Here is a 26466-nt window from a genome sequence, read left to right as displayed (position 1 = left end):
TCAGAATTTATTATAGAAAAATAGTTTAAAGTAACCGCTTACAACTTTAAATTATAAATGATTCATTACAAGAAATCTATCTTTTACTTTTCATATTTGATAGAATAAAAAAAATATTTAGGAGGGCTCAGAAATGGCATTTATAGAATCTGACGTATATAATAACGAAGCATTTTTTGAACAATATATGAAACGAAGATATCGAGAAAATAGCCCAAATGAGTCAATCGAAAAGCCAGCATTCTTCCAGATCATTGGTGATGTAAAAGGAAAACAAATTCTCGATTTAGGTTGTGGTGACGCTAAGTTTGGCGAGGAATTATTAGCAAATGGCTGCCACTCTTACACTGGCATTGAAGGCTCTCAGCTTATGTATGAAAAAGCTAAAAAACAACTAGAAAATAAAAATGGATCTGTTCATTTTATAAACCTCAAAGATTATACATACCCTCCTTCTACCTTCGATTTAGTTACATCTAGACTCGCCTTACATTATATTGAACATCTTGATACTATTTTTCAAAATGTATACAAAACTTTAAAACCAAACGGTGTTTTTACCTTTAGTGTTCAACATCCCGTTATTACCTCTTCATTTGAAAGCTTACAAACAAGCGGCAAGAGAACAAGTTGGCTCGTTGATGATTACTTCAAAATAGGAAAACGTGTTGAGCCATGGATTGATCAAGAAGTTATTAAATATCATCGTACAACAGAAGAATATTTTACATTATTACAACAAGCTGGTTTTACCATTACAAACCTAAAAGAAGCTACACCAAATAAAGCCTATTTCAAAAATGAAGAAGAGTATGAACGGCGTTTACGAATTCCTCTCTTCCTCTTATTTTCTTGTAAAAAATAAAAAGGAGATGAGTCATCATCTCCTTTTTTATCTCATTGCTTGAGCAACTTTTTTAACCAATCGTCTTCCTCTTCCGTGCGGGATACAAAGTGGTGTTCCAAATAACGGATCTGTACTGATTTGACACTCCATTCGGAATACATCACGTACTAGTTTTTCGTCTACCACTTCTTCAGGCTTACCTTGTGCATATATTTGTTTATCTTGAATTGCTACAATATTATCTGCATAGCGACATGCTAAATTTAAATCGTGTAATACCATAACAATTGTTCGTTGTTCTGTTTCATTTAATTCGAATAATAAATCTAGCACTTCAATTTGGTGAGTCATATCTAAATATGTAGTCGGCTCATCCAGTAAAATAATATCTGTATCTTGTGCAAGCGTCATTGCGATCCAAGCACGTTGACGTTGTCCACCTGAAAGAGCATGCACATCGCGCTCAGCAAATTCTGTCATACCCGTTGCTGCAAGTGCCTTCTGTACCATTTCCTCGTCTTTTTCCGACCATTGCTTCAGCCAAGTTTGATATGGATAACGCCCTTGTTTTACAAGTTGCAATACTGTAAGACCTTCTGGTGCTTGAGGCCCTTGTGGTAATATCGCCATTTGACGAGCAATTTGCTTCGTTTGCATACTTTGAATTGCTTGATTATCTAACAAAATGTCCCCAGTTGTTGGCTTTAACAATCTAGCTAGTGAACGTAATAAAGTTGATTTTCCGCAACCGTTAGAACCGATAAAGATTGTAATTTCACCTTTTGGAATTTCTAAATTCAACTCATCAATAATAATTGTTTCACCATAAGACAGCGTCAAACGTTTCGTCTCCAATGCTTTTTGCATATTCATCTCCCTTTATGAATTCCGACTTTTATAAAGTAAATAAATAAAATAAGGTGCACCAATCGCTGATGTAAATACCCCTGCTGGAATTTCAAGTGGCGCGAAAACTGTACGCCCAATTAAATCTGCAGCAAGTACTAGAATTGCACCGATAATTGCCGCAACTGGGAGCAATGCACCATAGAAAGAGCCAACTAATCTTCTTGAAATATGAGGTGCCATTAAACCGACAAATCCAATTCCTCCTGCGAAAGCGACTGCTCCACCAATTAAAGCTGTACTAAGTAGTAACATGAATATACGCGACTTCGTTAAAGGAACACCAAGCCCTACTGCTATATCATCTCCTAGCTCTTGTGCATTTAAATGTCTAGCAGCGATAAATGATACGATCGTTAAAATGAGAACCCAAGGCGCAAGTACCATAACATTTTCCCATGAAGAACCATAAACCGTGCCTGTAATCCATACATTCGCTTGACTCGCTTGATAAATTGGGGCTAACAACATAAATAAAGTCGTTGCCGCTTTTGTTAATGCCCAAAATCCAACACCAATTAAAACAAGACTACTTGGTGATAACCCGTCATTTCTCCATGCAAATAAATATACAAAAAACGCAACAATCGTCGCACCAACAAAAGCTGCGAGCGGCATATAATGAATGCTTACTGTTAGCGCATTATTTTTATCACTAAATATCGCTAAAAAGAGTACTACTGCTACGCTTGCACCACCTGTTATTCCAATGATATCCGGAGAAGCAAGTGGATTTCGAACGAGCCCTTGTAAAATACACCCAGCTACAGCAAGCGCGATTCCTACAAGAATGGCAATTAAAATACGTGGCATACGAAACTTATTTACAACCATATTTGACATCGCATCGCCATTTCCAGTAATCGCTTGCCATACATCATAAGGAGGAATTTTCATATCGCCCATTCCTGCACTGGCAAAAAATAATCCTATTAAAATAGCTAATAAACTGAATAAGACTAGGATAGCTCGTTTATACATTAAAAATGAGAACCTATCTTTTCCTATACGAAACGGAATATACTTCTTCATTTGCTAAGCCCTCTCTTACGTGCAATATAAATAAAGAATGGGGCCCCAATAAATGCTGTCATAACCCCTACTGGTACTTCTTGTGGCATAATGACATATCTTGCTGCTATATCAGCTAAGAGTAATAGGATTGCACCTAACAAGCCGCTATACGGTACTCTCCACCTATGATCTACTCCAACAAGAGCTCTTGCAAAATACGGAGTAATAATACCAATAAATCCAATTGGACCAGCGACCGCAACTGAACCACCCGACAACAGTACAATAATAAGGAGTACGAGTGATTTCATTAAAATTGTTCGTTGCCCAAGTCCTTTTGCAACGTCTTCCCCCATCATTAATGTATTTACTTTCCCCGCCATCATAAGAGATGCAATCCAACCTACTAATAGGTACGGGAATACAGATTGTAATATTTCTAACTTTCTTCCTTGTACAGATCCAGCAAGCCAAAATAATACCTCTTCCATCGCCTTTTCATTTAAAACAAGTAACCCTTGTGTTAATGATGAGAATAAAGCACTTATCGCGACACCTGCTAATGTTAACTTAAGAGGGGTTGTCCCTTCTTTCCCTAAAGAACTAGAAGCAAATACAAGTACTGCTGCAACTGCCGCTCCTAAAAAGGCAATCCAAGTGAAAGCTGATAAAGACGTAACAGAAAAAAGTACAATTGCTACAACTATAAAGAAAGCAGCACCTGAATTTAATCCAATAAAATCTGGAGAAGCAAGTGGGTTCTTAGTTAAAGTTTGCATCAAACAACCCGCGATGGCTAAACTAGCACCAACACTGGCCGCAATTAGTGCCCTTGGTAGACGTACATTTTGAATAATAATATGCTCATTTGAACCATTAAAATGGAAAAATGCATCTAGCGCTAATTTCCAGCTCGTATTTGTATATCCAAAAATAATACTTCCCCAAATACAAATAACGACTACAATGATTCCAACAAGTAACCCAATCCATTTTGCTTGATTTGTTTTTAATAACATGCAGCGTTTCCCCTTCAATGTATAATGATACGTTGTTAGTGTATTTCAACTTAATTCTCATTGTCAACGATAATGAGAATTATTTTCATTGACAATTGGACCATGAAGTATTAATATCATGCTTGCTATTAAAAAAATTCTCAATATGTAGGGGGTACATAATGAATTTCATGAGAAAGAAATCGTTTACATTATTTGTATTTTTACTAGCATTTTCACTTCTTTTGAGTGCTTGTGGAAATACAGATAGCAAAGAAGAAGCAACGAAAGATACTAAAAAGGAAATGATCACTGTAGAGCATGCGATGGGTAAAACAGAAGTCCCTGCTAACCCAAAACGCATCGTTGTCTTAACAAATGAAGGAACAGAAGCTTTACTTGCCCTTGGTGTAACACCAGTAGGTGCTGCTGAAGCACCTACTGGGAACCCATGGTATCCACATACAAAAGATAAACTGAAAAATGTAAAAACTGTCGGTACGGAACTTCAAGTAAATGTGGAAACAATCGCTTCTCTAAAACCAGACTTAATCATTGGTAACAAACTTCGCCACGAAAAAGTATATGAGCAATTAAAAGGTATTGCTCCTACTGTTTTTTCAGAAACACTACGCGGAGAATGGAAAGATAATTTCAAACTTTATGCAAAAACTGTAAATAAAGAAAAAGAAGGGCAAAAGGTTTTAGCTAATTACGACAAACGTATAAAAGACTTACAAGGCAAACTTGGAGATCAAGTAAATCAGGAAATCTCTATGGTCCGCTTCATGCCTGGTGATGTTCGTATTTATCATGGCGATACATTCTCTGGCGTTATTCTAAAAGAGCTTGGTTTCAAACGTCCTGGTGATCAAAATAAAAATGACTTTGCAGAACGTAATGTGTCTAAAGAGCGTATCCCTGCAATGGATGGAGATATCATTTTCTACTTCACATACGATAAAGGTAATGAGAAAAAAGGTTCTGAATTAGAGAAAGATTATATAAACGATCCTCTATTCAAAAATTTAAATGCTTCTAAAAACAATAAAGTGTATAAAGTTGATGATGTAATTTGGAATACAGCTGGTGGTGTACTAGCTGCGAACTTAATGCTAGACGACATTGAAAAACGCTTTATTAAATAATAAAAAATAACCAACTCCCTTTTCTATGGAGTTGGTTATTTTTATTTCAGTGAACTGTCACATTATTTCATTTTGTATTTTTATTCCCAATATGTTATATTATAAAAGTAAATAAAATATATTTTCTTTATACCAGAATAGATTCTCTAATCTAAATTTTCTGATTAATCACTATTTTATTTTCTTTTAGAATTCAATTATTACATTTGAAAACGCTTATTATATCGTTTTCAGGGAAAAATACAATAACGGTTGAAGAAAAATAGAATTTTTTTAGAAATTTTCTTTCTATTTCCATATAATTCTATTGACTTCTAAATATTTTGTGAATTAAAATAATTACATAAATATCCGTTATACAGGATTAGGGGGAAACAAAAATGGATGCAGCTTTAAAATTAGAAAAAGCTGGAGAACAACAATCACCAAAAAAACATCCACCAGGGTTATACTTGTTGTTCTTTACAGAGGCATGGGAAAGATTTAGTTATTACGGAATGCGTGGCTTATTAGTTCTTTATTTAACAACGAGCTTAGTAAGCGGCGGTTTAGGATTTGATAAAGCAGTTGCAGTACAAATATACGGTCTTTTCACAATGTTCGTATATTTCACACCGATTATCGGTGGTTGGTTAACTGACCATTTCATTACGAAGCGACATGCCATTACCATCGGTGGTATCATTATGGCACTTGGTAACTTTGTACTATTTTCAATGAACACGAAAACTGGACTATTTTTAGGATTAGGATTATTAGTTATTGGTAACGGATTCTTCAAACCAAATATTTCGACTTTATTAGGTCAACTATATAGCGAAAACGATTCTCGTCGTGATAGTGCCTTTACTATCTTCTACATGGGAATTAACTTAGGAGCTTTTGTTGCTCCATTCATTTGCGGTTATTTCGCAGATTATAAATACGGATTCTTAACAGCATGTATCGGTATGATTATCGGTCAGATTGCATTTAATTTATTAGCTCCTCGTTACTTAGGATCTATCGGAACAACTGTTGTTGGAAAACAATCTAAAGAAAACAATGCAAAAGTAATTGAGAAAAAACCTTTAACATCACAAGAGAAAAAACGTACAGTTGCAATTTTAATTTTAACTTGTTTCGTTGTATTCTTCTGGGCAGGATTCGAGCAAGCAGGTAGTTCTTTAACACTTTACACAGATAAGTTCGTGGATCGTACAATTGGTGGATTTACAATTCCAACACCTTGGTTCCAATCTGTAAACCCATTGTTCATTATCATATTGGCATTACCTGTTTCTGCATTATGGATTAAACTTTCAAAAACAAAAAATGGTGATTTAAAAATCCCAACAAAAATGGCATTAGGTATGATTTTACTAGGGATCGGATACTTAGTTCTAACTTTAGCTGTTTTAAAAACTGGTAGTGATGAAAGTAACATTACAATAAAAGCAAACTTATTATTCATTGTATTCACTTACATGTTCCACACAATCGGTGAGTTATTCTTATCACCAATCGGATTATCTATGGTAAGTGCAATCGCTCCTGTTAAATTAGCATCATTATTAATGGGTGTATGGTTAGCTGGTACTGGATGCGCTAACTTGTTAGCAGGACAATTAGCTGCTTTCACTCAATCTTTAGGATACTTAGAAGTATTCGCAAGCATCGGTATTATCGTAATCGTACTTGGATTAGTACTTCTTATGTTCTCTAAGAAAATTGCACATATGATGGAATAACACACAAAAAAGACGCTTCTAAAATTTAGAAGCGTCTTTTCTATTACTTCTCCTCTAAAGCCGTCACGTCCACGTGAACGCTTTCTCCAGGATTAGATACATCATACACTTGAGCAATCCCTCTCTGCTCATCACAGCTCTCAATCCATACTGGTACACCCTCATATGTAACATCAACTCTACTTGAAGAAGATAAGATTTGTTGCACGCGTTTTATATCCATACTATTATTCCTCCTTTACTTACTGCACTCCTTTCTATTTTTTCTTTTCCCTTTAGAATATATTCGGTAAAGCAACATGTTGATAAATAATCTTTTCTTCCAAATAAAAAAGACGTATATTTCACACGTCTCTTCCCATAATATTCAAATTTTAAGAAAATAATGTTTTCACTACTTCACTTACTTTATCATTATGAATTTGATAATACACTTCTAATCCTCGTCTTTCAAAGCGTACTACTTTATTTTGCTTTAATTTCGTTAAATGTTGTGAAACCGTTGATTGTGGAATTTCTAATACTTCCTGTAATTGCGTTACATTACACGTTCCACGTTGCATTAATTCCATTACTAGGCGTAGACGCAATGGATGCGCTAACGCTCTTAACATTTGTACATCTTCTTCTGAAATATGACATTCGAATTGATTTTGGCTCATAAAGTTCCCCTCGTTTTCGTTTTTATTTTCTTTTTATTTATTTATATATCTGTTCTTATATTTCCTGTTACGACATAACTTTATCAACCTAGAACGCTGAAAAATTTTTCCACTTTCATCAACAAAGAGTTCAGGAAAAACCCCTGCTGATTTTGAATATTATACTATATGATATAACGAAAAAGCAAAACAAAGGATTAGGAATACATTGCTTACAAATGTTGTTTTATCAAGCTTTTTGTTATATTTTCACCTCATCGAAACGTATAGTAACGATATTGTAAAATACCATCTATAATTGATAACTTTTCGTAAAGTGATTGAACCATACTTAACCTTTTTGTTACGCAAAAAGGAATTTTCAGTAAAAAATGATAACATGATAAAAAAATAAATATTTATTATTTTTTATCATGTTATCATTTGACTGTTATTCAAAACTTCCTATTAAATATATACACCTTTCCTGTTTTACTAGATCAAACAGATCAGTGCCGCCTATCCAATTATAAAGTTTGTCCCATCCTCCACTGATTATTAGCCCTCACCAATCAAGCGTTTATTGGATAAAAGAATATACAAATAATTTATACAGCGCACTCAAATAAACTCGAGTGCGCTTTTTGTCTACTTTATGAACAAAATGTTACTTTTAATACTATTATGGAATAATTATACTTTTTTACGTTGACAATAGTGTTGAAGGAGAATATACTAAGCATGTAAGTTGATTGTGAATAGTTTCACAAATAATGTGAATTTCTTCACATACAAATAGATAGGAGTTGTCATTATTATGAGTACTTGGACACAAATTTATGACCCATTAAACAATATTTGGTTATCTGCACTAATCGCAGCACTTCCAATTTTCTGCTTCATCCTTTGTTTAATGGGACTCAAAATGAAAAGTTACATGGCTGGTCTTTACAGTGTGATTGTCGCTATTATTCTTGCTATATTTGTTTATAAAATGCCAGCAACAGTAGCTGTAGCATCTGCCGGATTCGGTGTTTTATCTGGATTTTATCCAATTTGTACTATCGTTATCGCAGCAATTTTCCTTTATAAATTAACTGTTAAAACAGAGCAATTCAATATCATTCGTGATAGTATTTCAAGCATTACAAATGATCAACGTCTACAAGTATTATTAATCGCTTATTCTTTCGGTGCTTTCTTAGAAGGCGCAGCTGGTCTAGGGGTTCCAGTTGCTATTACAGCTGCACTACTTGTAGGTATGGGCTTTAATCCATTAAAAGCAGCAGGTATTTGTTTAGTGGCTAACATCGCTGGTGGTGCTATGGGTGCTATGGGTATCCCAGTTACAGTACCTGCACAATTAACTGAACTTGATGCATTAACTATTGGTCGTCAAACTGTTATGATTTTACCTTTCATTAGCATTATTTTACCTTTCTTACTTGTTTCAATGGTCGATGGAATGAAAGGTATTAAAGAAACTTGGCAAGGTATTCTTGTAAGTGGTGTTTCATTCGCAATTACTCAGTTCCTTGTAACTTACTTCTTAGGAGCAGAACTGACTAATATTTTCGCAGCCGTTGTAAGTATGGTCTCTCTTGCATTATTCTTACGTGTTTGGCAACCAAAATCTTCTGCTAAAGAAGAAAAACAAGAAGCAACAGAATCTCATACATTCAATCAAATTTTATATGCTTGGTCTCCATTCGTATTCTTAACTGCATTCGTAACAGTCTTTAATTTAAAACCGATTAAAGCTTTATTTGCTCCGGATGGCGCATTAGCAAACTTAGTATTTAACATTCAGTTCCCTGGTCTTCATAATGTGGTTATGAAAACTACACCAATTACAAAAGCAGATACACCGTTCGCAGCGATTTTCAAATTCGATGTATTCTCTTCTACAACTACTGCGATCGTACTAGCAATTATCGTTTCACTTATCGTTTACCGCGTAAAAGGTAAAATGGTTAAAGAATTAATGATTGAAACAATGAAAGAATTAAAAGCTCCAGTATATACAATTTGTAGCGTTATCGCTTTAGCTTATGTAGAGAACTACTCTGGTATGTCATCTACACTTGGACTTGCATTCTCTTCTACTGGTAATGCATTCCCAGTTCTTTCTCCAATCTTAGGATGGATCGGCGTATTCATTACAGGTTCAGTAGTATCAAGTGGTTCATTATTCGCACCACTTCAAGCAGTAACAGCAGACCAGTTAAACATCGTTCCTTCTACTCTCGTTGCCTTAAACGTAGTAGGTGGTACAATGGCAAAAATGGTTTCACCACAATCTGTAGCAGTTGCTTGTGCAGCAGTTGGACTAGTTGGTAAAGAATCTGCTTTATTTAAAACAGCAATGAAATATAGCTTAATCTTCTTAGCTGTTATTAGCTTACTTCAATTAAACGCTGTATTTAATATCTTTTAAAAATAAAACACCGATCCAAATGGATCGGTGTTTTTCACATTACATTTTTTTATTCTTTAATAACGAAGCTCCCGCAATTTCGGGATGCGTCATTTCGAATGGATCTAAAATAATATCCAATTCTTCTTCTGTCAGGACACCATGTTCTAAACATAGCTCTCTAACAGATTTTCCTGTTTCAATCGCTTCACGCGCAATACGAGATGCTGCTTCATAACCGATATGAGGGTTAACCGCTGTAATAATTCCAACACTTTTCTCAACATATTGCTTCAGCAATTCTTCATTCGCTGTAATTCCTTTAATACAATATTCACGGAATACACGGAATCCGTTATTCATAATACTGATAGATTGAATTAAATTAAATACGAGTACAGGCTCCATTACGTTTAACTCTAATTGCCCTGCTTCTGAAGCTAAGCAAATTGTATGATCGTTTCCGATTACTTGGAAAGCAACTTGATTAATTACTTCTGCCATTACTGGATTTACTTTACCTGGCATAATAGATGAACCTGGCTGACGAGCTGGCAATTGAATCTCCGCTAATCCAACACGTGGTCCAGACGCCATAATACGAAGATCATTTGCAATTTTAGACATGTTCATCATACATACTTTTAATGCTGCAGACACTTCTGTGTATGCATCTGTGTTTTGCGTTGCATCAACTAAATGCTCTGCACCAACAAGTGGGAATCCGCTAAATGTTCGTAAGTGTTTAACCACTTTTTCAATATACATAGGGTTTGCATTTAGTCCCGTACCAACAGCTGTCGCACCCATATTCACTTCATATAAATGTTGACGAGACTGCTTAATTCTTTTTATATCACGCTCAAGCACGCGGCTATATGCTTCAAATTCTTGTCCAAGGCGAATCGGAACTGCATCTTGTAAATGCGTACGCCCCATTTTAATAACATGATCAAACTCTTTTGCCTTATCACGAAAAGCAGTATGAAGTCCTTCCATTGTAATAAGAAGTTCTTCTAACATCATAAGAGTTGCAATATGAATCCCCGTTGGAAACGCATCATTTGTTGATTGAGCCATGTTCACGTGAGTGTTTGGGCTAATTTTCGCATACTCACCTTTTTCGTATCCTATACGTTCTAGTGCTCTATTAGCAATTACTTCATTCGTATTCATATTAATAGAAGTTCCAGCACCGCCCTGAATTGGGTCTACAATAAATTGATCGTGGAACTTTCCATCAACAATTTCTTGTGCTGCTTCTGCAATTTCGTGTCCAATATCTTTAGATAAGTAACCAGTATCCATATTCGCAAGTGCCGCCGCTTTTTTCACAATTGCCATTGCTGTAATGAGTGACGGATGAATGCGATATCCTGTAATTGGAAAGTTTTCTACGGCGCGTAATGTTTGTACACCATAATAAGCTGCACTCGGTACTTCCTTTTCACCTAAAAAGTCTTTTTCTATACGTATATCCTTCGTTGCTATCATTTTCATCACCTATACTTTTCATTCTAAATCCTTATCTAAAAAATTCGCCCTCTAAATAACGAGTATCATCCAGAAGAATTTTTCAGTATCCACCTTCACTATATAGCACCTTTTTTGAAAGCGCAAACATTTATTTTTCTATATATCCTTTTTATTAAAGTTTATAGAAAATCATTCTTCTACTTTCTTTATTTCCACTCGTTTAATTTGATGCATATCCTTTTCAAGGACTTTAAAATAAAAACCGTGTTTCTCAATAACATCCCCTTCAGCAACGATTTGTTTTTGTACCATAATCCAGCCACCAATTGTATCTACATCATCAGCGATTAAGTGTATGCCAAATAAATCATTCACTTCACTAATAAGCACTTTCCCCTCTACGATTTTACAACCTTCACTTATATGTTCTATCGGTGGGTGTTCATCTTCATCATATTCATCTCGGATTTCTCCAACAATTTCTTCTAAAATATCTTCTAGCGTAACAATCCCTGCTGTACCACCATATTCATCATATAATACAGCTAATGGAATGTGTCTTCTTTGCATTTGTAATAATAAATCATGAATAGGGATATTTTCTAACACTTCAATAACTGGACGGGTATATGGTGTAATCGAGCATTCCTCATCTTGATTTCCATCCATATAACGAATAAATAAATCCTTTACATTAACCATTCCAACAATTTCATCTTTATCTTCGCCAAATACAGGATATCTCGTGTACTTTTCTTGTGCGATTACTTTAATATGTGTTTCAAATGGTTCATCTTCATATAAGCCTACAACCTCCGTACGAGGTACCATAATTTCTTTTGCAACCCTATTATCAAATTCAAAAATGTTATTTACGTATTTAAATTCTCGTTGATTAATCTCACCACTCTCATAGCTTTCAGATAAAATTAATCTGAGTTCTTCCTCTGAATGAGCTACTTCATGTTCAGAAGCAGGAGGCAAACCAAATAAACCTGTTACAAGCCTTGCTGAACCATTTAAAGCCCAAATAAAAGGATACATAACCCGGTAAAAATAAATAAGCGGCTTTGATAATAATAAGCTAACTTGCTCTGCCTTTTGTATAGCGAACGTCTTCGGAGCAAGTTCACCAATGACAACATGTAAAAATGTAATTACTGCAAAGGCAATAATAAATGAGACTGTACTGGAAACTGCAGGAGATAAATGTAATTTTAAAAATAACGGCTCAAGTAAATGTTTAATGGTTGGCTCCCCTAACCACCCGAGCCCTAAAGCAGTAATCGTAATCCCTAACTGACATGCTGATAAATACTCATCTAAATTTGAAGTTACTTTTTTCGCTGCCAATGCTCCTCGTTTTTTTTCACTGACGAGTTGATCAATACGACTACTACGTACCTTAATAATTGCAAACTCAACAGCCACAAAAAAGGCTGTTAATCCAATAAGAATGGCTACCATCAATAATTTTAAAATATCCACATATGTTCTTTAGCTTTCTTAGCTAAAGTTACACCTCCTTTTAAAAAGAAGTTTCACTTTAGTTTCTTCATTTACTTGAAAGCAACCCTATATAAAATTCACCAATTTTCAGCTCTCATACAATTCTAAAGGCAAGCCATCAGGATCTTGGAAAAAGACGAATTTTTTATCCGTGATTTCATCAATACGTATCGCTTCAGTCTCTACGCCGCATTGCTTTAAATGCTTTACAGCTTCTTCTATATTTGTAACAGCGAATGCTAAATGTCTAAGTCCAGCTGCTTCTGGAAAACTTGGCCGCTCAGGCGGACTCGGAAAGGAAAATAATTCGATTTGATACTCCTCTCCCACGCATAAATCTAATTTATAAGAGTCTCGTTCCTTTCTATATACTTCATTTAATGTTTTAAATCCTAATATTCTAGTGTAAAAATCCTTTGACACCTCATAATTCGAACAAATAATTGCAACGTGATGTACTCTACATATATTCATGGTCTCTCTATTCCTTTCTTTACCAAAGATGCATATTCTCCCTTGAAATGACAAACATATATAGCAGAATATCTCTTTTAGGGGGCTTGCTATGAAATTCATCACTTTTTTTGTCGGACTTATCGTTGTTTTTTTCCTTGCCTACATTGCTAGCAATAATAAAAAACATATTAAATTTAAGCCGATTTTTATCATGCTTATTATACAATTAATTTTAACTTATTTATTATTAAATACAGAAATCGGACTTGTGCTTATCACAATCATTTCCAGCCTATTTACAAAGCTACTCGCGTATGCTGCTGATGGTATAAACTTTGTATTTGGCGGTCTTGCAAATAAAGGCGAAATGCCATTTTTCCTTACTGTATTATTACCAATTGTCTTTATTTCCGTCTTAATTGGTATATTACAACATTTTAAAATACTACCGTTTTTTATTCGTTGGATTGGTTATTTCCTTAGTAAAATAAACGGCCTTGGGAAATTAGAATCTTATAACGCGATTGCCTCTGCCATTGTCGGCCAATCAGAAGTTTTTATTACGGTAAAGAAGCAATTAGCTCAAATCCCAAAACACCGTCTTTATACACTTTGTGCCTCTGCTATGTCAACAGTATCTATGTCCATCGTAGGTGCCTATATGACAATGATTGAACCTAAATATGTAGTAACCGCACTCGTTCTTAATTTATTTAGTGGCTTTATTATCATACTCATCATTAATCCGTACGACGTAAAAGATGACGAGGATATTTTGGAAATAAAAGGAGAAAAGCAAAGTTTTTTTGAAATGCTTGGAGAATACATTCTTGATGGTTTTCGTGTAGCTATTGTCGTCGGTGCTATGCTCATCGGATTCGTCGCATTAATGAGTTGTATTAATGACCTATTCCTCATTATATTCGGCATTACTTTCCAACAATTAATCGGCTATGTATTTGCTCCTGTTGCATTCCTAATCGGTGTACCAAGTTCTGAAATTGTCACAGCCGGTAGCATTATGGCCACGAAACTTGTAACAAATGAGTTTGTAGCCATGATCGACCTTAGTAAAATGTCCAATAGCCTTTCTCCCCGTACAGTTGGTATAATCTCCGTCTTCCTCGTTTCTTTTGCCAATTTCTCTTCCATTGGGATTATTTCAGGTGCGGTAAAAGGCTTAAACGAAGAGCAAGGAAACGTCGTTGCACGATTTGGTTTAAAATTACTATACGGAGCTACTCTCGTTAGTATTTTATCTGCGATTATCGTAAGTATTATGTTGTAATTAGGTAAAATTTTATCATTTTCTTATCCCTATCTTTTGTATACAATAACGAATAGATGTCTTATACATAATCAAGACGTCTATTTTTTATACATGTACAATCTCTTTTATTTAGCGTACAATATTTTTTATGTGTTTGAACACGCTTCTAGATGTATACACTTTGATAGTTTTAAAGGAGAAAAAATGATGAAATCCGACATGAACAAAGATACACGAGCCAAAAAAGGACGCTCAAAGAAAAAACGCCTACTTTGGCTCCTTCTTATTCCATTACTAATTGTAGCACTTGGAGCAGGAGGCTACTCCTTCCATATATACAGTAAAGCAAAATCTGTTTTAAGTAATGCTTATGCTGAACTAGGACGAGGAGATAAATCAAGCAAACGTGAAAAAGCTGTTAAACCTATGACTGATAACATTTCCGTACTTATTATGGGTGTTGACGAAAGTGATATTAGGGACAAGAATTACGGAAAAGCAACTCGTACGGATGCGCTATTACTAGCAACAATTAATAAAAATGATAAATCCGTTAAGCTTGTCAGCATTCCACGTGACTCACGTGTCTACATTAAATCACGTGATAAATACGATAAAATTACACATGCACACGTATTCGGTGGTGTAGATAGCACGATTGATACAGTAGAGAACTTTTTAGATGTTCCAGTTGACTATTATGTAAAATTCAACTTTAAATCATTTATTAAAATTGTTGATTCCCTTGGCGGTATTACTGTCGACGTTCCAGTTGAATTCACAGAACAAAATAGTAAAGACGAAGCAGATGCAATTCATCTTGAAAAAGGACGTCAACATTTAAATGGGGAAGAAGCCCTTGCACTAGCGAGAACTCGCCATATCGACAGTGATTATATGCGAGGTCAACGACAACAACTTGTTTTAGAAGCTATCGCTGAAAAAGCACTATCTCTTAATTCCATTAATAAAATCAGTGGCCTACTAGATGCTGTCGACAACGACTTAAAAACAAATTTAACTTTCGATGATATGATGGCAATTGCAAAAAATTCAATGGGTTCAGATTTAAACATGGACAAACTGCAAGTAGAAGGTACTGACAAATATATAGATGGTATTTATTATTACGTTCCAGACGAAAAAAGCGTCAATGATATATCAACAACTCTTCAAGAACATCTCGGTGTTACGAATAAAAATGAGCATAAAAAATTATAATAAAAAGGCTGCTAGATCTTTCTAGACAGCCTTTTTATTATAATTTTCAACATATTTTTCACACATATTGTGACAAAAAAAGACAAATATTACAGCAATGTAACGTTTTTTATAAAAACATTACACACATAGTGAAAATAATAGTATACTAGGACATAAATACTGTTATTTTCATCATTTTTATACAAAAAATGTAATACATATATTTATACAAATTTTTCTGGGGGGAAACAAATGAAGAGTAGTAAAATACTAATCGGTTCCGCTATTGCTGGTGGCATATTACTTTGTGTAGGTGGTATTGGTGGATATCAATATGTATCCACATTAAATAACCAATTAAATACTACCGCATTACCAAACACTACATTTGAAGGCATTTCTCTTGATGGAAAAAATAAAACAGATATTCAAGCCATTATCAGTCAAAAGGTGAATGAATTAGATCAAAAATCTCTTAACTATGTATCCCAAGATGCTAAACAAACATATGTATGGAAAGATTTAGGTGTGGAATATAACGAAAAGGAAATTGTCGACACTATTTTTAAAGAACAAGAAGGCAATATGATTAATCGTTATAAAATGCGTAAAGAAGCTGAGGATGGCGAATTAAAACGCGATTATAAACTAACATCGAAATTAAATACAACAACTTACGAAAGTTTTATAAAGGACAAATATAATGAAACATTAAAAAATCCTGTTAATGCAGAATTAAATGTTGAAGGTTCTACCGTAAATATTAGCCAAAGTCAAAATGGAGAAAAAATTGATAAAGAAAAACTAACTGATTTAACGAAAAAGGCTATTACTGCTGGCACATCAGACGTTACTTTACCAGTTACACTCATAAAACCTGAGCGCTCTACAGAAGATATACAGAAAATGGGGATTAAAGAAGTGATCGCTGAATACTCGACTCCAATGGCTGGCCGTAATGGCAATCAGTCCTTTAACGTAAATAAGTCAGCTAATACTTTAAGCGGGGTTATTGTAGCGCCTGATGAAACATTTAGTTTTAATGGCCGTGTTGGCGTAACTGATGCTGCACATGGTTATAAATCCGCAGCAGTATATTCACAAGGTAAAGTTATACAAAGTGCAGGCGGAGGCGTTTGCCAAGTCAGTAGCACTTTATATAGCGCAGCTTTAAGGGCAGATTTAGGAATTGTTTCTCGAAGCAATCATTCTATGCCCGTAAATTATTTACCACTTGGGCAAGATGCAGCAGTGGCAGATTATGGTCCGGATTTAAAATTTAAAAACAATACAGGCAATCATATTTATATTCAAGCATTTTCAAATGGAGGCAGTATTACTACACGCATTTTCGGTACACCTACTGGTAAAAATGTTGAAGTTTCTTCTCAAGTAATTAGTAATACTGGTGATAAAATCACAGCGGTTACGTATAAAAAAGTAACACAAAACGGTGAAGTAATATCCAATGGACAAATTTCAAAAAGCGTATATAAAAGTGCCCCAAAACACTGATATACTATCCAACGGACAAGTTTCAAAAAGCATAAAGAAAAAGGCGTGAGTAGATCACGCCTTTTTCTTTTGCAATAATAGTATAAAGGTTTCCAGATGATCTTTCGTTTCTTCTAAAGACCACATACGATTTCCTTGCTTCGCAGCTAATACGCACGCTTCTTCCCACGCGTTCTTTTTTTTCATAGTTACTAATTCATCGCGCAATTTCAAAACGATTTCTTCATCTTCTTGCTCTATAAATTCTTCCATCACGCTCGCTATTTCATCCTCATGAATACTTAACGTACAGTACGATTTAAGAAAGTATTGTAATGTCGTATACATATGTACTCCCCCTTCTTATTTGTCAGTTGGATAAGAAGTAATAATCTTATATCCTAATTCCCCTGAATTATCTCTCGCTAAAACAGTAACTGTTTTTACTAACTTGTCTTTTACATTCATATTTTTCTTGATTACCGTTTTTCCAACTGGGAATGAATGAGTTGTATTTAATACGAGACGAGCCTCTTTAGAATTTTTCAACCAATCTTGAATTTCCTTATCATGTTGCTTCAAACTATCTTTTACAGCTTTCGTCGCTGTTTCCTTGTCATAGTATGTACTTGCTGCTGATACTTTATCTGTCTTCAAGCGATTCTTCAAATCTTCTTCTGATTTACCTACATGTCTTTCAATCGTATGGCCATTTTTAGGTGGCCCTTCCATTTCATCTAAAATATTATCACTAATTTTTTCTACTGATGTAGCTTGATTTCCTGTTTGTTTCTCTGTTTTTTGTTCTTTTCCTGCACATCCACTTAAGATCAGCATTAGTGCCAATAAACTACTCAAGAAAAGACTACTTATTCGTTTCATCGTATCACCTCTTTCATGATTATTATCGTATCTTCACTAAAAGTCAATTTCACATCGAAAAAACATACACATTTTTTAAATTCCTCATCTATTTTGCCCTATTACCACCCTAGTTTCATCAAACCACTATTTTCGACCCCTGACAAAATATACCCCTATGTTTTCTAAATTATTTCCCGAACTTAAATGCCAATCAAAACAATTAACAAATGCCTTAAATAAAGGTTTATCAGGTGTTTTTCACGGAAATTAAATATACCCCTAATTTTATATACCTAATACCCATATAAGGTATGAAGATGCCTTTTTATCAACATTTTCTACATTATGTAAATTTACACTTGCTGATACAATAGAAATATGGTGTAATGCAAAAAAAGATAAAGGATTTTAAACAATGGCCGAAACAATTCAAAATTTCTTAACAGACTATTATTCCATCGCAATTCCACTTAGTATCGTAATTAACATCATCATCAGTCTTTTAGGTTTTATCCCTAGTATTTTTTTAACCGCTATTAATATACAGCTCTTTGGTGTAACAAATGGGACAATCATTTCGATCACAGGTGAAGCATTAGGGGCTATTATCTCGTTTTACATTTATCGCATAGGCCTTCAGAAATTCACTCACAACAAAGTAAATAAGTACCCAAAGGTAGAACGCCTCCTTTATGTAGAAGGTAAAGAGGCCTTTCTACTCGTTCTATCGTTTCGCCTCATCCCTTTCATTCCGTCCAGTATCGTCACTTTATTTGCATCTCTAGGCAAAATGTCATTACTATCCTTCAGTATTGCCAGCACAATAGGTAAAATACCGGCTTTATTAATTGAAGTTTATTCTGCCTACCATGTCATAAATGGGACAAATGAAGCGAAGTGGATTATAGCAATCGCAGGTTGCATTGGATTGTTGTATTTGTGGAAAAAATGGAGAAAAAAATAAAGAAGGAGCCTATGCTCCTTCTTTATTTTTGAGGTATGTTATTAACAACTATCTCTTAAAACCTTAGTTTACACCAACAGCACTAAATGATTGCTTAACTGCTGTTACTTCCGCAGAGCTAGCACCATATAAATCAGCTGCTGCTTGTACTAAACCAGCACGCGCTTGGCTAAACGTAGTAGATTGTGTGAAATATTGCGTGTTTGCACGGTAATAAATTGCACCTAATTTGTCTTTTCCGATACCAGTTACAGTTACACCTGAATGCGTACCGCCATTTGCTAATAAATAAGCTTGTTTATTAATAATGCCACTGTTTGTATGAACACCACCATTATCACTAGTACCTGTGTAACGCTTAGAATAATGATCTGGATCACCGTATTTCGTTGGATCACTCATAGAACGTAGCGCATCTCCCGCTTTACCAGGCGTGTAAATATCTTCACCAATTTCCCAATCCGGGTTACGATTATCATAGTACTCTACTAACGTACCAAAAATATCTGAAACTGCTTCATTTAACGCTCCTGATTCATTTTGATAAATTAAATCCGAGCTATTTTCCGTAACAGCATGTGTTAATTCATGCCCAATTACATCAATTCCACCAGATAACGAAGTAAATGTTACACCATCACCATCTCCGTATACCATTTGTGAACCGTTCCAGAATGCATTATTATAATTTCTTCCATAATGCACAGTTGATTTCAATGGTGCCCCTGCATCATTAATAGAATTTCTATTAAATGTAGCTTTATAGTAATCATATGTTTTACCCGCATAGTAATGAGCATCAACTGCTGCTGCATCATATGCTGCATTGAAAACATTATCTGTATCTATCCATAAAGTTCCTGGCAACGTGGTACGATTTTTCGCATCATACGTAAAGATTGTTGCTCCACGCGTATTATCTTGCAAGTAGTAAGACGATCCCGATAACGTTGTATTAAGGGATTTTGTATCACCTAATACCCCTTTACCTGTCCCTACTTTATTTGTTCCAGTTACAGGTTTTCCAGCTGCTTTTGCATCCTGTTTAGGAGCACCTTGTTTCACCGGTGTCTTATCATCATTTACATGATCAAGTTTATTGTATTTATTTAAAACTTTACCGCTGTCTGCCTCAATGAAATAGTAGTAGTTTCCTGGGCTTGGATCTAAGAAGTTTAAATTTACAACGTATGCATATGTTGTTTCTTCACCGTTTTGGTATACATATAAGTCCGCTTTTGGTTCGATCTCATATTTCGGTGTTACCCCTAAATCTTGCTGCGCGATTTCAATTGCTTTTGCGCCTTCAATCTTATTTTTATTTTTCAACTTTTCCTTTTTGTCCAAATCAGGTGCAACTGTTCCAGACAACACTTTTAAAGAACCGTCTTTACTTACATGAGCTACTTGAGTAGACCCCCATACAGGTACTCCTTCATAAATTTGTTGCATACGTACTACTGTTGAATCAGTTACAGCATCTTTTTTCACTTGTTTCACTTTGAAAGAATCTTGCGCACTCTTTTCTCCTAGCTTGTAATCACCTTTTGCTGCGTTTAAATAATCAAACACAACAGATTCCGCTTTTTTATTAGTCGCTCCAGTTAGATCCCCAGAAATAAACTCCGGTGACTGTACTGTCTCATTATACTTCTTCGTAGAGAGAACATTTTTAGAATCTGCAAATGCAGAGCCTGTCCCTCCAAACGTTGTAACTGCCATTCCTGCCGCTAACACTAAAGCTAAACTCTTCTTTTTCATGAACCTTCCCCCTAATAAAAAATTTTTTTGAAAAAGAGTAGTTTCATATTAGCATTATGTTTTCATTATTAATATACTAAAAATTCAATTAATTTATTTCTCAAGTTTTGTAGAATTTTGGGGAGCAAATATTGAAAAACCCCTTTCCGATTAGAAAGGGGTTTTTCAATATTATGCATTTACAGTTTTTGATACATGAGAATCTAATCCATAAGTATCCGGTTTACTCGTATACTGCACTCCACCGACAATTGTAAGTACTACTGCAACCGCTAAAATTCCAGCTAATGTTTTTTTCATTTTTCATCCTCCTTATGATTTTCTAACATTTCAATAACTAACTTATAATAGTGATTACTTTGCTCAAATTGTAATGATTTAGAAAAGTATTCAGCAAGCTCCACATATACTTTCTTCAATTCTATTTTATTGCCCGCTGATTTATAAAACGGAATAGCTTCTAATTCCAAAAATTGTTTATACTCTTGCGCTTCTTCAAAATACTTATATTTAAGCATAAGAAGTAAATACAATTTTGTATTAAATCTCTCTTCTGACTTAGCAGAGCTAATACCTTTATTAATCCATTCTCTTGCTTCTTCAAACTGCTCTAATTTAATATATGCTAATGCGATTTCATATAATGTGTCTATATAATTTAAATCTATTTGTTTTTGAAGTTGCAAACTCTCTAAATAATAATCTTTCGCTTGATTATATTTTTTCTTTTTATAGTATATGTTCCCGATATTACTTAAAGTGATAGCCATTAAAACGTCTTTATCTGCAAAAGCCTCTGATTCCCTCAGTATATTCTCATACATTCCTAAAGCTTCTTCATATTGCCCTTGTTCTGCATAACTTAATGCAATGAGAATTTGACAGTTTATCACATTCCGAAATTTATACTCATTTCTAAATGCCTCTAGTGCAATATTTGCAAAATGCAACGTAAGATGTTGGATTTCCAAATGACTATAAGTAAGGGCGATATTATAATAAATTCCAGTCTCATGATACCCTAGCTCTTTTGCCATGATTTCTGTCTCTAATAAATAACTTAATCCTTTTTTCCACTTATATTGTAAACAGCATAATAATCCCTTACTATACGTATACAACAACTTCTGAAAAGGCGAAAATTTCTTATATGCCTTCTTAAGTTTATCCAGCTCTGCTGAAATTTCCGTAAAATCCCTTTTTATTAGTAAATAACGTATATTAAGTAGTTTATAATAATTTATAATTTCAAAATCTAAAACATGTTGCATATCTTCTTGCAATTCATTATATATACGTTCAACCTGTGCCTTGTCCAAACGAACAAGTGCGTTCAACCATTCATCCAGCTTCCCCTTCACATCTTCCTCTACATCTCTCAAATCCGTCACAGCAATTTCTAACCTTGCGCAGAGCAATTGTAAAATTTCTTCTGATGCTTCAATCTTTCCATTTTCTATTTTACTTAAATATGAGACAGAACAAATGCCCTGACATAATTCTTCTTGTGTCATTTTTTGCTGTAGCCGTTTGTAAAAGACTTGTTTGCCTATTTTTTCTAATGTTTGTTGCATTGTCCTCCTCCATTCTCATTACCCCCATTACTCTAATAATACATAAAATCTAGCGAAATATAAATTGATAAATTATAATTTTCCAAAAAATATGTATTATTTCATTTTCTTCTCTCTTGACTTCATTTTAATATTCCTTCTTTGCTACGAACGGGGAAAAATTGGTATACTATAACCAAATTATGGAGGTGTTTTCGCGATGACTTATTATAAAGACGATAGTTATGCCTTACATACAGATTTATATCAAATCAATATGGCTTATACATATTGGAAAGATGGTATTCATAATCGCCGTTCCGTGTTCGATTTATATTTTCGAAAACTTCCATTCGAAAACGGTTATGCTGTTTTTGCTGGTCTTGAGAAAATTGTAGAGTACATAGAAAATTTCAGTTTTACCGAAAGTGATATCGCTTATTTAGCAGAATTACAATTTGAAGAAGAATTTCTTCATTATTTACAAAATATGAAATTTACTGGGACGATTCGTAGTATGCAAGAAGGTGAAGTTGTTTTTAATAATGAGCCTTTATTACGTGTTGATGCACCGCTCGGCGAAGCACAAATTATTGAAACTGCGCTCTTAAACATTGTGAATTACCAAACATTAATCGCAACAAAAGCAGCTCGTATGAAGCATGCTGCAAATAATGATGAACTTTTAGAGTTCGGCACAAGACGTGCCCATGAGTTTGATGCTGCCCTTTGGGGTACACGAGCGGCCTTTATTGGTGGGTTTTCATCTACAAGTAACGTTCGTGCAGGAAAACGTTTTGGCATCCCTGTATCGGGTACTCATGCCCACTCTTTCGTTCAAGCATATCGCGATGAATATGTTGCATTTAAAAAATATGCTGAGACACATAAAAAGTGTGTGTTTCTTGTTGATACATACGACACTTTAAAATCAGGTGTTCCAAATGCAATTCGTGTTGCGAAAGAATTCGGAGATCGCATCGATTTCTATGGTATTCGTCTTGATAGTGGTGATATGGCTTATTTATCTAAAAAAGCAAGAAAACTACTAGATGAAGCTGGGTTTACAAATACAAAAATTATTGCTTCTAGCGATTTAGATGAATACACGATTATGCACCTTAAATCTCAAGGTGCAAAAATAGACGTATGGGGTGTTGGAACGAAATTAATTACGTCCTTCGAACAACCAGCATTAGGAGCTGTCTATAAACTAGTTGCGATTGAAGATACTGACGGAACCTTAAATGATACGATTAAAATTTCATCTAACCCAGAAAAGATTACTACTCCAGGGCTGAAACGAATTTATCGTATTATCAACCGAGTTAATAATCATGCAGAAGGCGATTATATTGCATTGGATGCTGAAGAACCTGGAAAAGAAGAACGATTAAAAATGTTTCATCCGGTTCACACATATATAAGTAAATTCGTTACAAACTTTGAAGCATGTGAACTGCATAAAGATATTTTCGTGAACGGCAAACGAACATACGAATTACCGAGCATATTAGATATTCAAAAATATAACGAACAGAGCCTCGCGCTATTTTGGGAAGAATATATGCGAACTTTAAATCCCGAAGAGTACCCTGTCGATTTAAGCCAAGAATGTTGGGATCATAAAATGAATTACATTCAAACTGTTCGAGAACAAGTTGAAAAAAATATACAAAAATAAACAGAGAAGTTGCTCCTTCTCTGTTTTTTCAATACTATATGTATCTTCTTGGAAAATATATCAAGATAAGAAGACAAATATATTTTATTGAGTCAATTTCAACAAAATAACCAATAAAAAATAGGACGCGATCGCGTCCTATTTTTTATAAATCTTTCACTCGTAATACACGCATTGCATTTAATACTGCAATTAACGTCACGCCTACATCTGAGAATACTGCTTCCCACATTGTCGCAATACCGAACGCACCAAGTAATAAAACTAATCCTTTAACACCTAATGCAAATATAATATTTTGCCACACAATGCTTCGTGTACGTTTTGCAATTTTTACAGCTGTCGCAATTTTTGAAGGTTCATCAGTCATTATAACAATGTCTGCTGCTTCAATTGCTGCATCAGATCCTAAACCACCCATCGCAATACCGATGTCTGCTCGCGCTAATACTGGCGTATCGTTAATACCATCACCAACGAAAACAACTTTTTCTTTCCCATGCTTCGCTGCATCGATTTTTTCAATTTCTTCTACTTTTTGTTGTGGTAACAACTCTGCATGAACTTCATCTAAACCTAATTCTTTACCAACAGCTTCACCAACTGGTTTTGCATCACCAGTTAACATGACCGTCTTCTTAATGCCTAGTTCTTTTAACTTTTGAATCGCTTGTTTTGAATCCTCTTTTACCTCATCAGAGATAACAATATAACCTGCATATTTACCATCTACAGCAACGTGAACTAATGTACCTACTGTTTCTGGTTGCTTAAATGCAATGTTTTCTTTTCTCATTAATTTCGCATTACCTGCAAAAATTTCTTTTCCTTGTACTTTTACAACCGTACCATGACCTGAAATTTCACTATAGTCTTCAATACTATTTTCATCGATTGATTTTCCGTATGCATTTCGAATAGATTGTGCAATTGGATGATTTGAATACACTTCTGCAAATGCTGCGTATTCTAAAAGCTCTTCAGCTGTAGTACCTTCACTCGGCTGCATCTTCGTAACTTTAAAGACACCCTTTGTTAATGTTCCTGTTTTATCAAAAACGATATATTTCACATCATTCAATGCTTCTAAATAGTTGCTTCCTTTTACTAAAATACCACTTTTAGATGCCCCACCAATTCCTCCAAAGAAACCAAGAGGAATGGATACAACTAGCGCACATGGACAAGAGATAACTAAGAATACTAACGCTCTATAAATCCACTCTGAGAATGTAGCGCCTTCTAAAATAAGCGGTGGAATAAATGCCATAATTGCCGCTGTAATAACTACGACTGGCGTATAATAACGCGCAAACTTCGTAATAAAGTTTTCTGTTGGTGCTTTTTTGCTACTTGCATTTTGTACTAAATCTAAAATTTTTGATACAGTAGATTCACCGAACTCTTTTGTAACCTCAATTGTTAATACACCATTTTGATTTACAAAACCACTTAATACATCATTTCCAACTTCTACTTCACGCGGTACAGATTCTCCTGTTAGTGCTGAAGTATCCATCATCGATGTTCCTTCGATTACTTTTCCGTCTAATGGTACTTTCTCACCTGGCTTAACAATAATATAATCGCCGATTTGCACATCTTCTGGTGATACTTGTTTCGTTTCATTTCCAATCTTCACATTCGCATAATCAGGACGAATGTCCATTAATGAAGTAATTGATTTTCGTGAACGATTTACCGCAATACTTTGGAATAGTTCTCCTACTTGATAAAATAACATTACCGCAACAGCTTCTGAATATTGTTGAATTGCAAAAGCTCCTACAGTCGCAATAGCCATTAAAAAGTTTTCATCGAACACTTGGCCGCGAGTTATGTTTCTTACCGCTCTCCAAACAATATCTCCACCTATTAATAAATACGCAAGGACGAATAACGGAATTGTTATCATTTGTGGTAAATCAGCTAAGGCAGCAATCCCTGTCAAAATCCCACCGATTACTAATCGTCCTATCATCTTTTTCACATTTCCATCACCGTGATCATGACTGTGCCCATGGTCGTGTCCAGCTTTCTCTTCACGAACAACTTTTACATCTGGCTCTAACTTTTGAACGACATTTTTTATGTCTTCTATAGTCGCTTCTACTTCTCTTTTATTCGCAACTTCTACTCTTAGTTTCTTGGAAACGAAATCAACAGTTGCTTCTGAAACAGCTGGCATTTCCTTTACCTTGTTTTCAATCTTCATTGCACAATTTGCACAATCTAAACCTTCTAATATAAATACTTCTTTTGCAATTTTTGTTTTTTGTTCTTCTTGCACTTTAATATGTGGTTCTAATTTTGTAACGAGTTGCTTCGCTTCCGTAACAACTTCATTTTCTCTATTTTGTGGTGTTTCTAAAACCATCGTCTTTGTTGCGAAGTTTACAGAGCAAGAGCTCACTCCTTCTATATTCCCAACACCTTTTTCAATTTTCATTGCACAATTCGCACAATCTAAACCTTCTAACATCAGTTTCTTTTTCACTAATGCTTCAGCCATCGTTATCTCCCTCCTCGCGT

Annotated in this window: 23 protein-coding genes; 9 read left to right on the top strand and 14 right to left on the bottom strand. The window is 34.8% G+C overall.

All coding sequences use genetic code 11. The annotated features are described in order from the left end of the window. Positions 1 to 133 precede the first annotated feature (133 nt). Positions 134 to 865 carry a class I SAM-dependent DNA methyltransferase gene (locus ACQKNI_RS22055; protein WP_088232510.1) on the top strand — a complete coding sequence of 244 codons (732 nt, stop codon included), beginning with the start codon at positions 134 to 136 and terminating at the stop codon, positions 863 to 865. A 27-nt stretch (positions 866 to 892) separates the two neighbouring features. On the opposite strand, the gene ACQKNI_RS22050 is transcribed toward ACQKNI_RS22055, so the two are convergent. The 3 genes from ACQKNI_RS22050 to ACQKNI_RS22040 are packed head-to-tail and all read right to left on the bottom strand — an operon-like array spanning position 893 to position 3786. After that, positions 893 to 1714 (bottom strand): ABC transporter ATP-binding protein, encoded by an 822-nt coding sequence (locus ACQKNI_RS22050; RefSeq protein WP_088232509.1) that lies wholly within the window; start codon positions 1712 to 1714, stop codon positions 893 to 895. A gap of 12 nt (positions 1715 to 1726) precedes the next feature. After that, positions 1727 to 2785, bottom strand: coding sequence for a FecCD family ABC transporter permease (locus ACQKNI_RS22045; RefSeq protein WP_088232508.1), 1059 nt, complete (start codon positions 2783 to 2785; stop codon positions 1727 to 1729). Further along, a complete protein-coding gene (locus ACQKNI_RS22040; protein ID WP_088232507.1) occupies positions 2782 to 3786 on the bottom strand; it encodes a FecCD family ABC transporter permease in 1005 nt (334 codons plus the stop codon). Before ACQKNI_RS22040 ends, ACQKNI_RS22045 begins: the two co-directional genes overlap by 4 nt. Positions 3787 to 3947: 161 nt before the next feature. On the opposite strand from ACQKNI_RS22040, the gene ACQKNI_RS22035 reads away from it, so the two are divergent. Further along, positions 3948 to 4913, top strand: coding sequence for an ABC transporter substrate-binding protein (locus ACQKNI_RS22035; RefSeq protein WP_088232506.1), 966 nt, complete (start codon positions 3948 to 3950; stop codon positions 4911 to 4913). 380 nt (positions 4914 to 5293) lie between these two features. Next, entirely contained in the window at positions 5294 to 6643 is a 1350-nt protein-coding gene (locus ACQKNI_RS22030) for a peptide MFS transporter (RefSeq protein WP_088232505.1), read from the top strand. Positions 6644 to 6686: 43 nt separating this feature from the next. On the opposite strand, the gene ACQKNI_RS22025 is transcribed toward ACQKNI_RS22030, so the two are convergent. Together ACQKNI_RS22025 and ACQKNI_RS22020 are read right to left on the bottom strand one after the other, a co-directional pair. Next, the gene (locus ACQKNI_RS22025; RefSeq protein WP_088232504.1) at positions 6687 to 6866 is read right to left on the bottom strand and encodes an acid-soluble spore protein H; all 180 of its coding nucleotides are present in this window, start codon (positions 6864 to 6866) and stop codon (positions 6687 to 6689) included. 151 nt (positions 6867 to 7017) lie between these two features. Beyond that, on the bottom strand, positions 7018 to 7305 hold the full coding sequence (locus ACQKNI_RS22020; protein WP_000081427.1) for an ArsR/SmtB family transcription factor: 288 nt from the start codon (positions 7303 to 7305) through the stop codon (positions 7018 to 7020). A gap of 796 nt (positions 7306 to 8101) precedes the next feature. Between ACQKNI_RS22020 and ACQKNI_RS22015 the strand changes: the two genes are divergently transcribed. Continuing rightward, complete coding sequence (locus ACQKNI_RS22015; protein WP_144559906.1) at positions 8102 to 9721, top strand: L-lactate permease; 1620 nt, start codon at positions 8102 to 8104, stop codon at positions 9719 to 9721. A 39-nt stretch (positions 9722 to 9760) separates the two neighbouring features. Here ACQKNI_RS22015 and aspA read toward each other — a convergent pair whose 3' ends face one another. The 3 genes from aspA to gloA2 form a co-directional block, all read right to left on the bottom strand. Next, positions 9761 to 11194 carry an aspartate ammonia-lyase gene (aspA, locus tag ACQKNI_RS22010; protein WP_088232502.1) on the bottom strand — a complete coding sequence of 478 codons (1434 nt, stop codon included), beginning with the start codon at positions 11192 to 11194 and terminating at the stop codon, positions 9761 to 9763. Positions 11195 to 11365: 171 nt separating this feature from the next. After that, positions 11366 to 12664, bottom strand: coding sequence for a hemolysin family protein (locus ACQKNI_RS22005; protein ID WP_088232501.1), 1299 nt, complete (start codon positions 12662 to 12664; stop codon positions 11366 to 11368). Positions 12665 to 12772: 108 nt separating this feature from the next. After that, positions 12773 to 13159, bottom strand: coding sequence for an SMU1112c/YaeR family gloxylase I-like metalloprotein (gene gloA2, locus ACQKNI_RS22000; RefSeq protein ID WP_088232500.1), 387 nt, complete (start codon positions 13157 to 13159; stop codon positions 12773 to 12775). A gap of 91 nt (positions 13160 to 13250) precedes the next feature. Here gloA2 and ACQKNI_RS21995 point away from each other — a divergent pair, with 91 nt between their 5' ends. The 3 genes from ACQKNI_RS21995 (at position 13251) to ACQKNI_RS21985 (ending at position 17129) form a co-directional block, all read left to right on the top strand. Then, entirely contained in the window at positions 13251 to 14429 is a 1179-nt protein-coding gene (locus ACQKNI_RS21995) for a NupC/NupG family nucleoside CNT transporter (RefSeq protein WP_098253292.1), read from the top strand. A 186-nt stretch (positions 14430 to 14615) separates the two neighbouring features. After that, the gene (locus tag ACQKNI_RS21990; protein ID WP_141524801.1) at positions 14616 to 15632 is read left to right on the top strand and encodes an LCP family protein; all 1017 of its coding nucleotides are present in this window, start codon (positions 14616 to 14618) and stop codon (positions 15630 to 15632) included. Between the two features lie 234 nt (positions 15633 to 15866). Next, positions 15867 to 17129, top strand: coding sequence for a VanW family protein (locus tag ACQKNI_RS21985; protein WP_088232497.1), 1263 nt, complete (start codon positions 15867 to 15869; stop codon positions 17127 to 17129). A gap of 54 nt (positions 17130 to 17183) precedes the next feature. Here ACQKNI_RS21985 and ACQKNI_RS21980 read toward each other — a convergent pair whose 3' ends face one another. Together ACQKNI_RS21980 and ACQKNI_RS21975 are read right to left on the bottom strand one after the other, a co-directional pair. After that, positions 17184 to 17456, bottom strand: coding sequence for a hypothetical protein (locus tag ACQKNI_RS21980; protein ID WP_088232496.1), 273 nt, complete (start codon positions 17454 to 17456; stop codon positions 17184 to 17186). Positions 17457 to 17471: 15 nt separating this feature from the next. Further along, on the bottom strand, positions 17472 to 17990 hold the full coding sequence (locus ACQKNI_RS21975; RefSeq protein ID WP_088232495.1) for an RNase A-like domain-containing lipoprotein: 519 nt from the start codon (positions 17988 to 17990) through the stop codon (positions 17472 to 17474). A gap of 397 nt (positions 17991 to 18387) precedes the next feature. Between ACQKNI_RS21975 and ACQKNI_RS21970 the strand changes: the two genes are divergently transcribed. Further along, complete coding sequence (locus ACQKNI_RS21970) at positions 18388 to 18936, top strand: TVP38/TMEM64 family protein (RefSeq protein ID WP_088232494.1); 549 nt, start codon at positions 18388 to 18390, stop codon at positions 18934 to 18936. 63 nt (positions 18937 to 18999) lie between these two features. On the opposite strand, the gene ACQKNI_RS21965 is transcribed toward ACQKNI_RS21970, so the two are convergent. The 3 genes from ACQKNI_RS21965 to ACQKNI_RS21955 all read right to left on the bottom strand — a co-directional run bounded on the left by ACQKNI_RS21965 (position 19000) and on the right by ACQKNI_RS21955 (position 22271). Further along, on the bottom strand, positions 19000 to 20697 hold the full coding sequence (locus ACQKNI_RS21965; RefSeq protein ID WP_098841335.1) for a M4 family metallopeptidase: 1698 nt from the start codon (positions 20695 to 20697) through the stop codon (positions 19000 to 19002). Between the two features lie 171 nt (positions 20698 to 20868). After that, complete coding sequence (locus ACQKNI_RS21960; protein WP_098841334.1) at positions 20869 to 20997, bottom strand: NprX family peptide pheromone; 129 nt, start codon at positions 20995 to 20997, stop codon at positions 20869 to 20871. Continuing rightward, on the bottom strand, positions 20994 to 22271 hold the full coding sequence (locus ACQKNI_RS21955) for a tetratricopeptide repeat protein (RefSeq protein ID WP_427282689.1): 1278 nt from the start codon (positions 22269 to 22271) through the stop codon (positions 20994 to 20996). The genes ACQKNI_RS21960 and ACQKNI_RS21955 overlap by 4 nt, the downstream gene beginning before the upstream one ends. A 199-nt stretch (positions 22272 to 22470) precedes the next feature. Between ACQKNI_RS21955 and ACQKNI_RS21950 the strand changes: the two genes are divergently transcribed. Beyond that, positions 22471 to 23934 carry a nicotinate phosphoribosyltransferase gene (locus ACQKNI_RS21950; RefSeq protein ID WP_088232490.1) on the top strand — a complete coding sequence of 488 codons (1464 nt, stop codon included), beginning with the start codon at positions 22471 to 22473 and terminating at the stop codon, positions 23932 to 23934. Between the two features lie 145 nt (positions 23935 to 24079). On the opposite strand, the gene ACQKNI_RS21945 is transcribed toward ACQKNI_RS21950, so the two are convergent. Next, positions 24080 to 26446 carry a heavy metal translocating P-type ATPase gene (locus tag ACQKNI_RS21945; RefSeq protein WP_280147390.1) on the bottom strand — a complete coding sequence of 789 codons (2367 nt, stop codon included), beginning with the start codon at positions 26444 to 26446 and terminating at the stop codon, positions 24080 to 24082. Positions 26447 to 26466 lie beyond the last annotated feature (20 nt).

The organism is Bacillus sp. NPDC094064 (genome assembly GCF_050279585.1).
Lineage (GTDB): Bacteria > Bacillota > Bacilli > Bacillales > Bacillaceae_G > Bacillus_A.
Note: the sequence above shows the minus strand (reverse complement) of the source record. Positions and strands in the feature narration are given on the sequence as shown.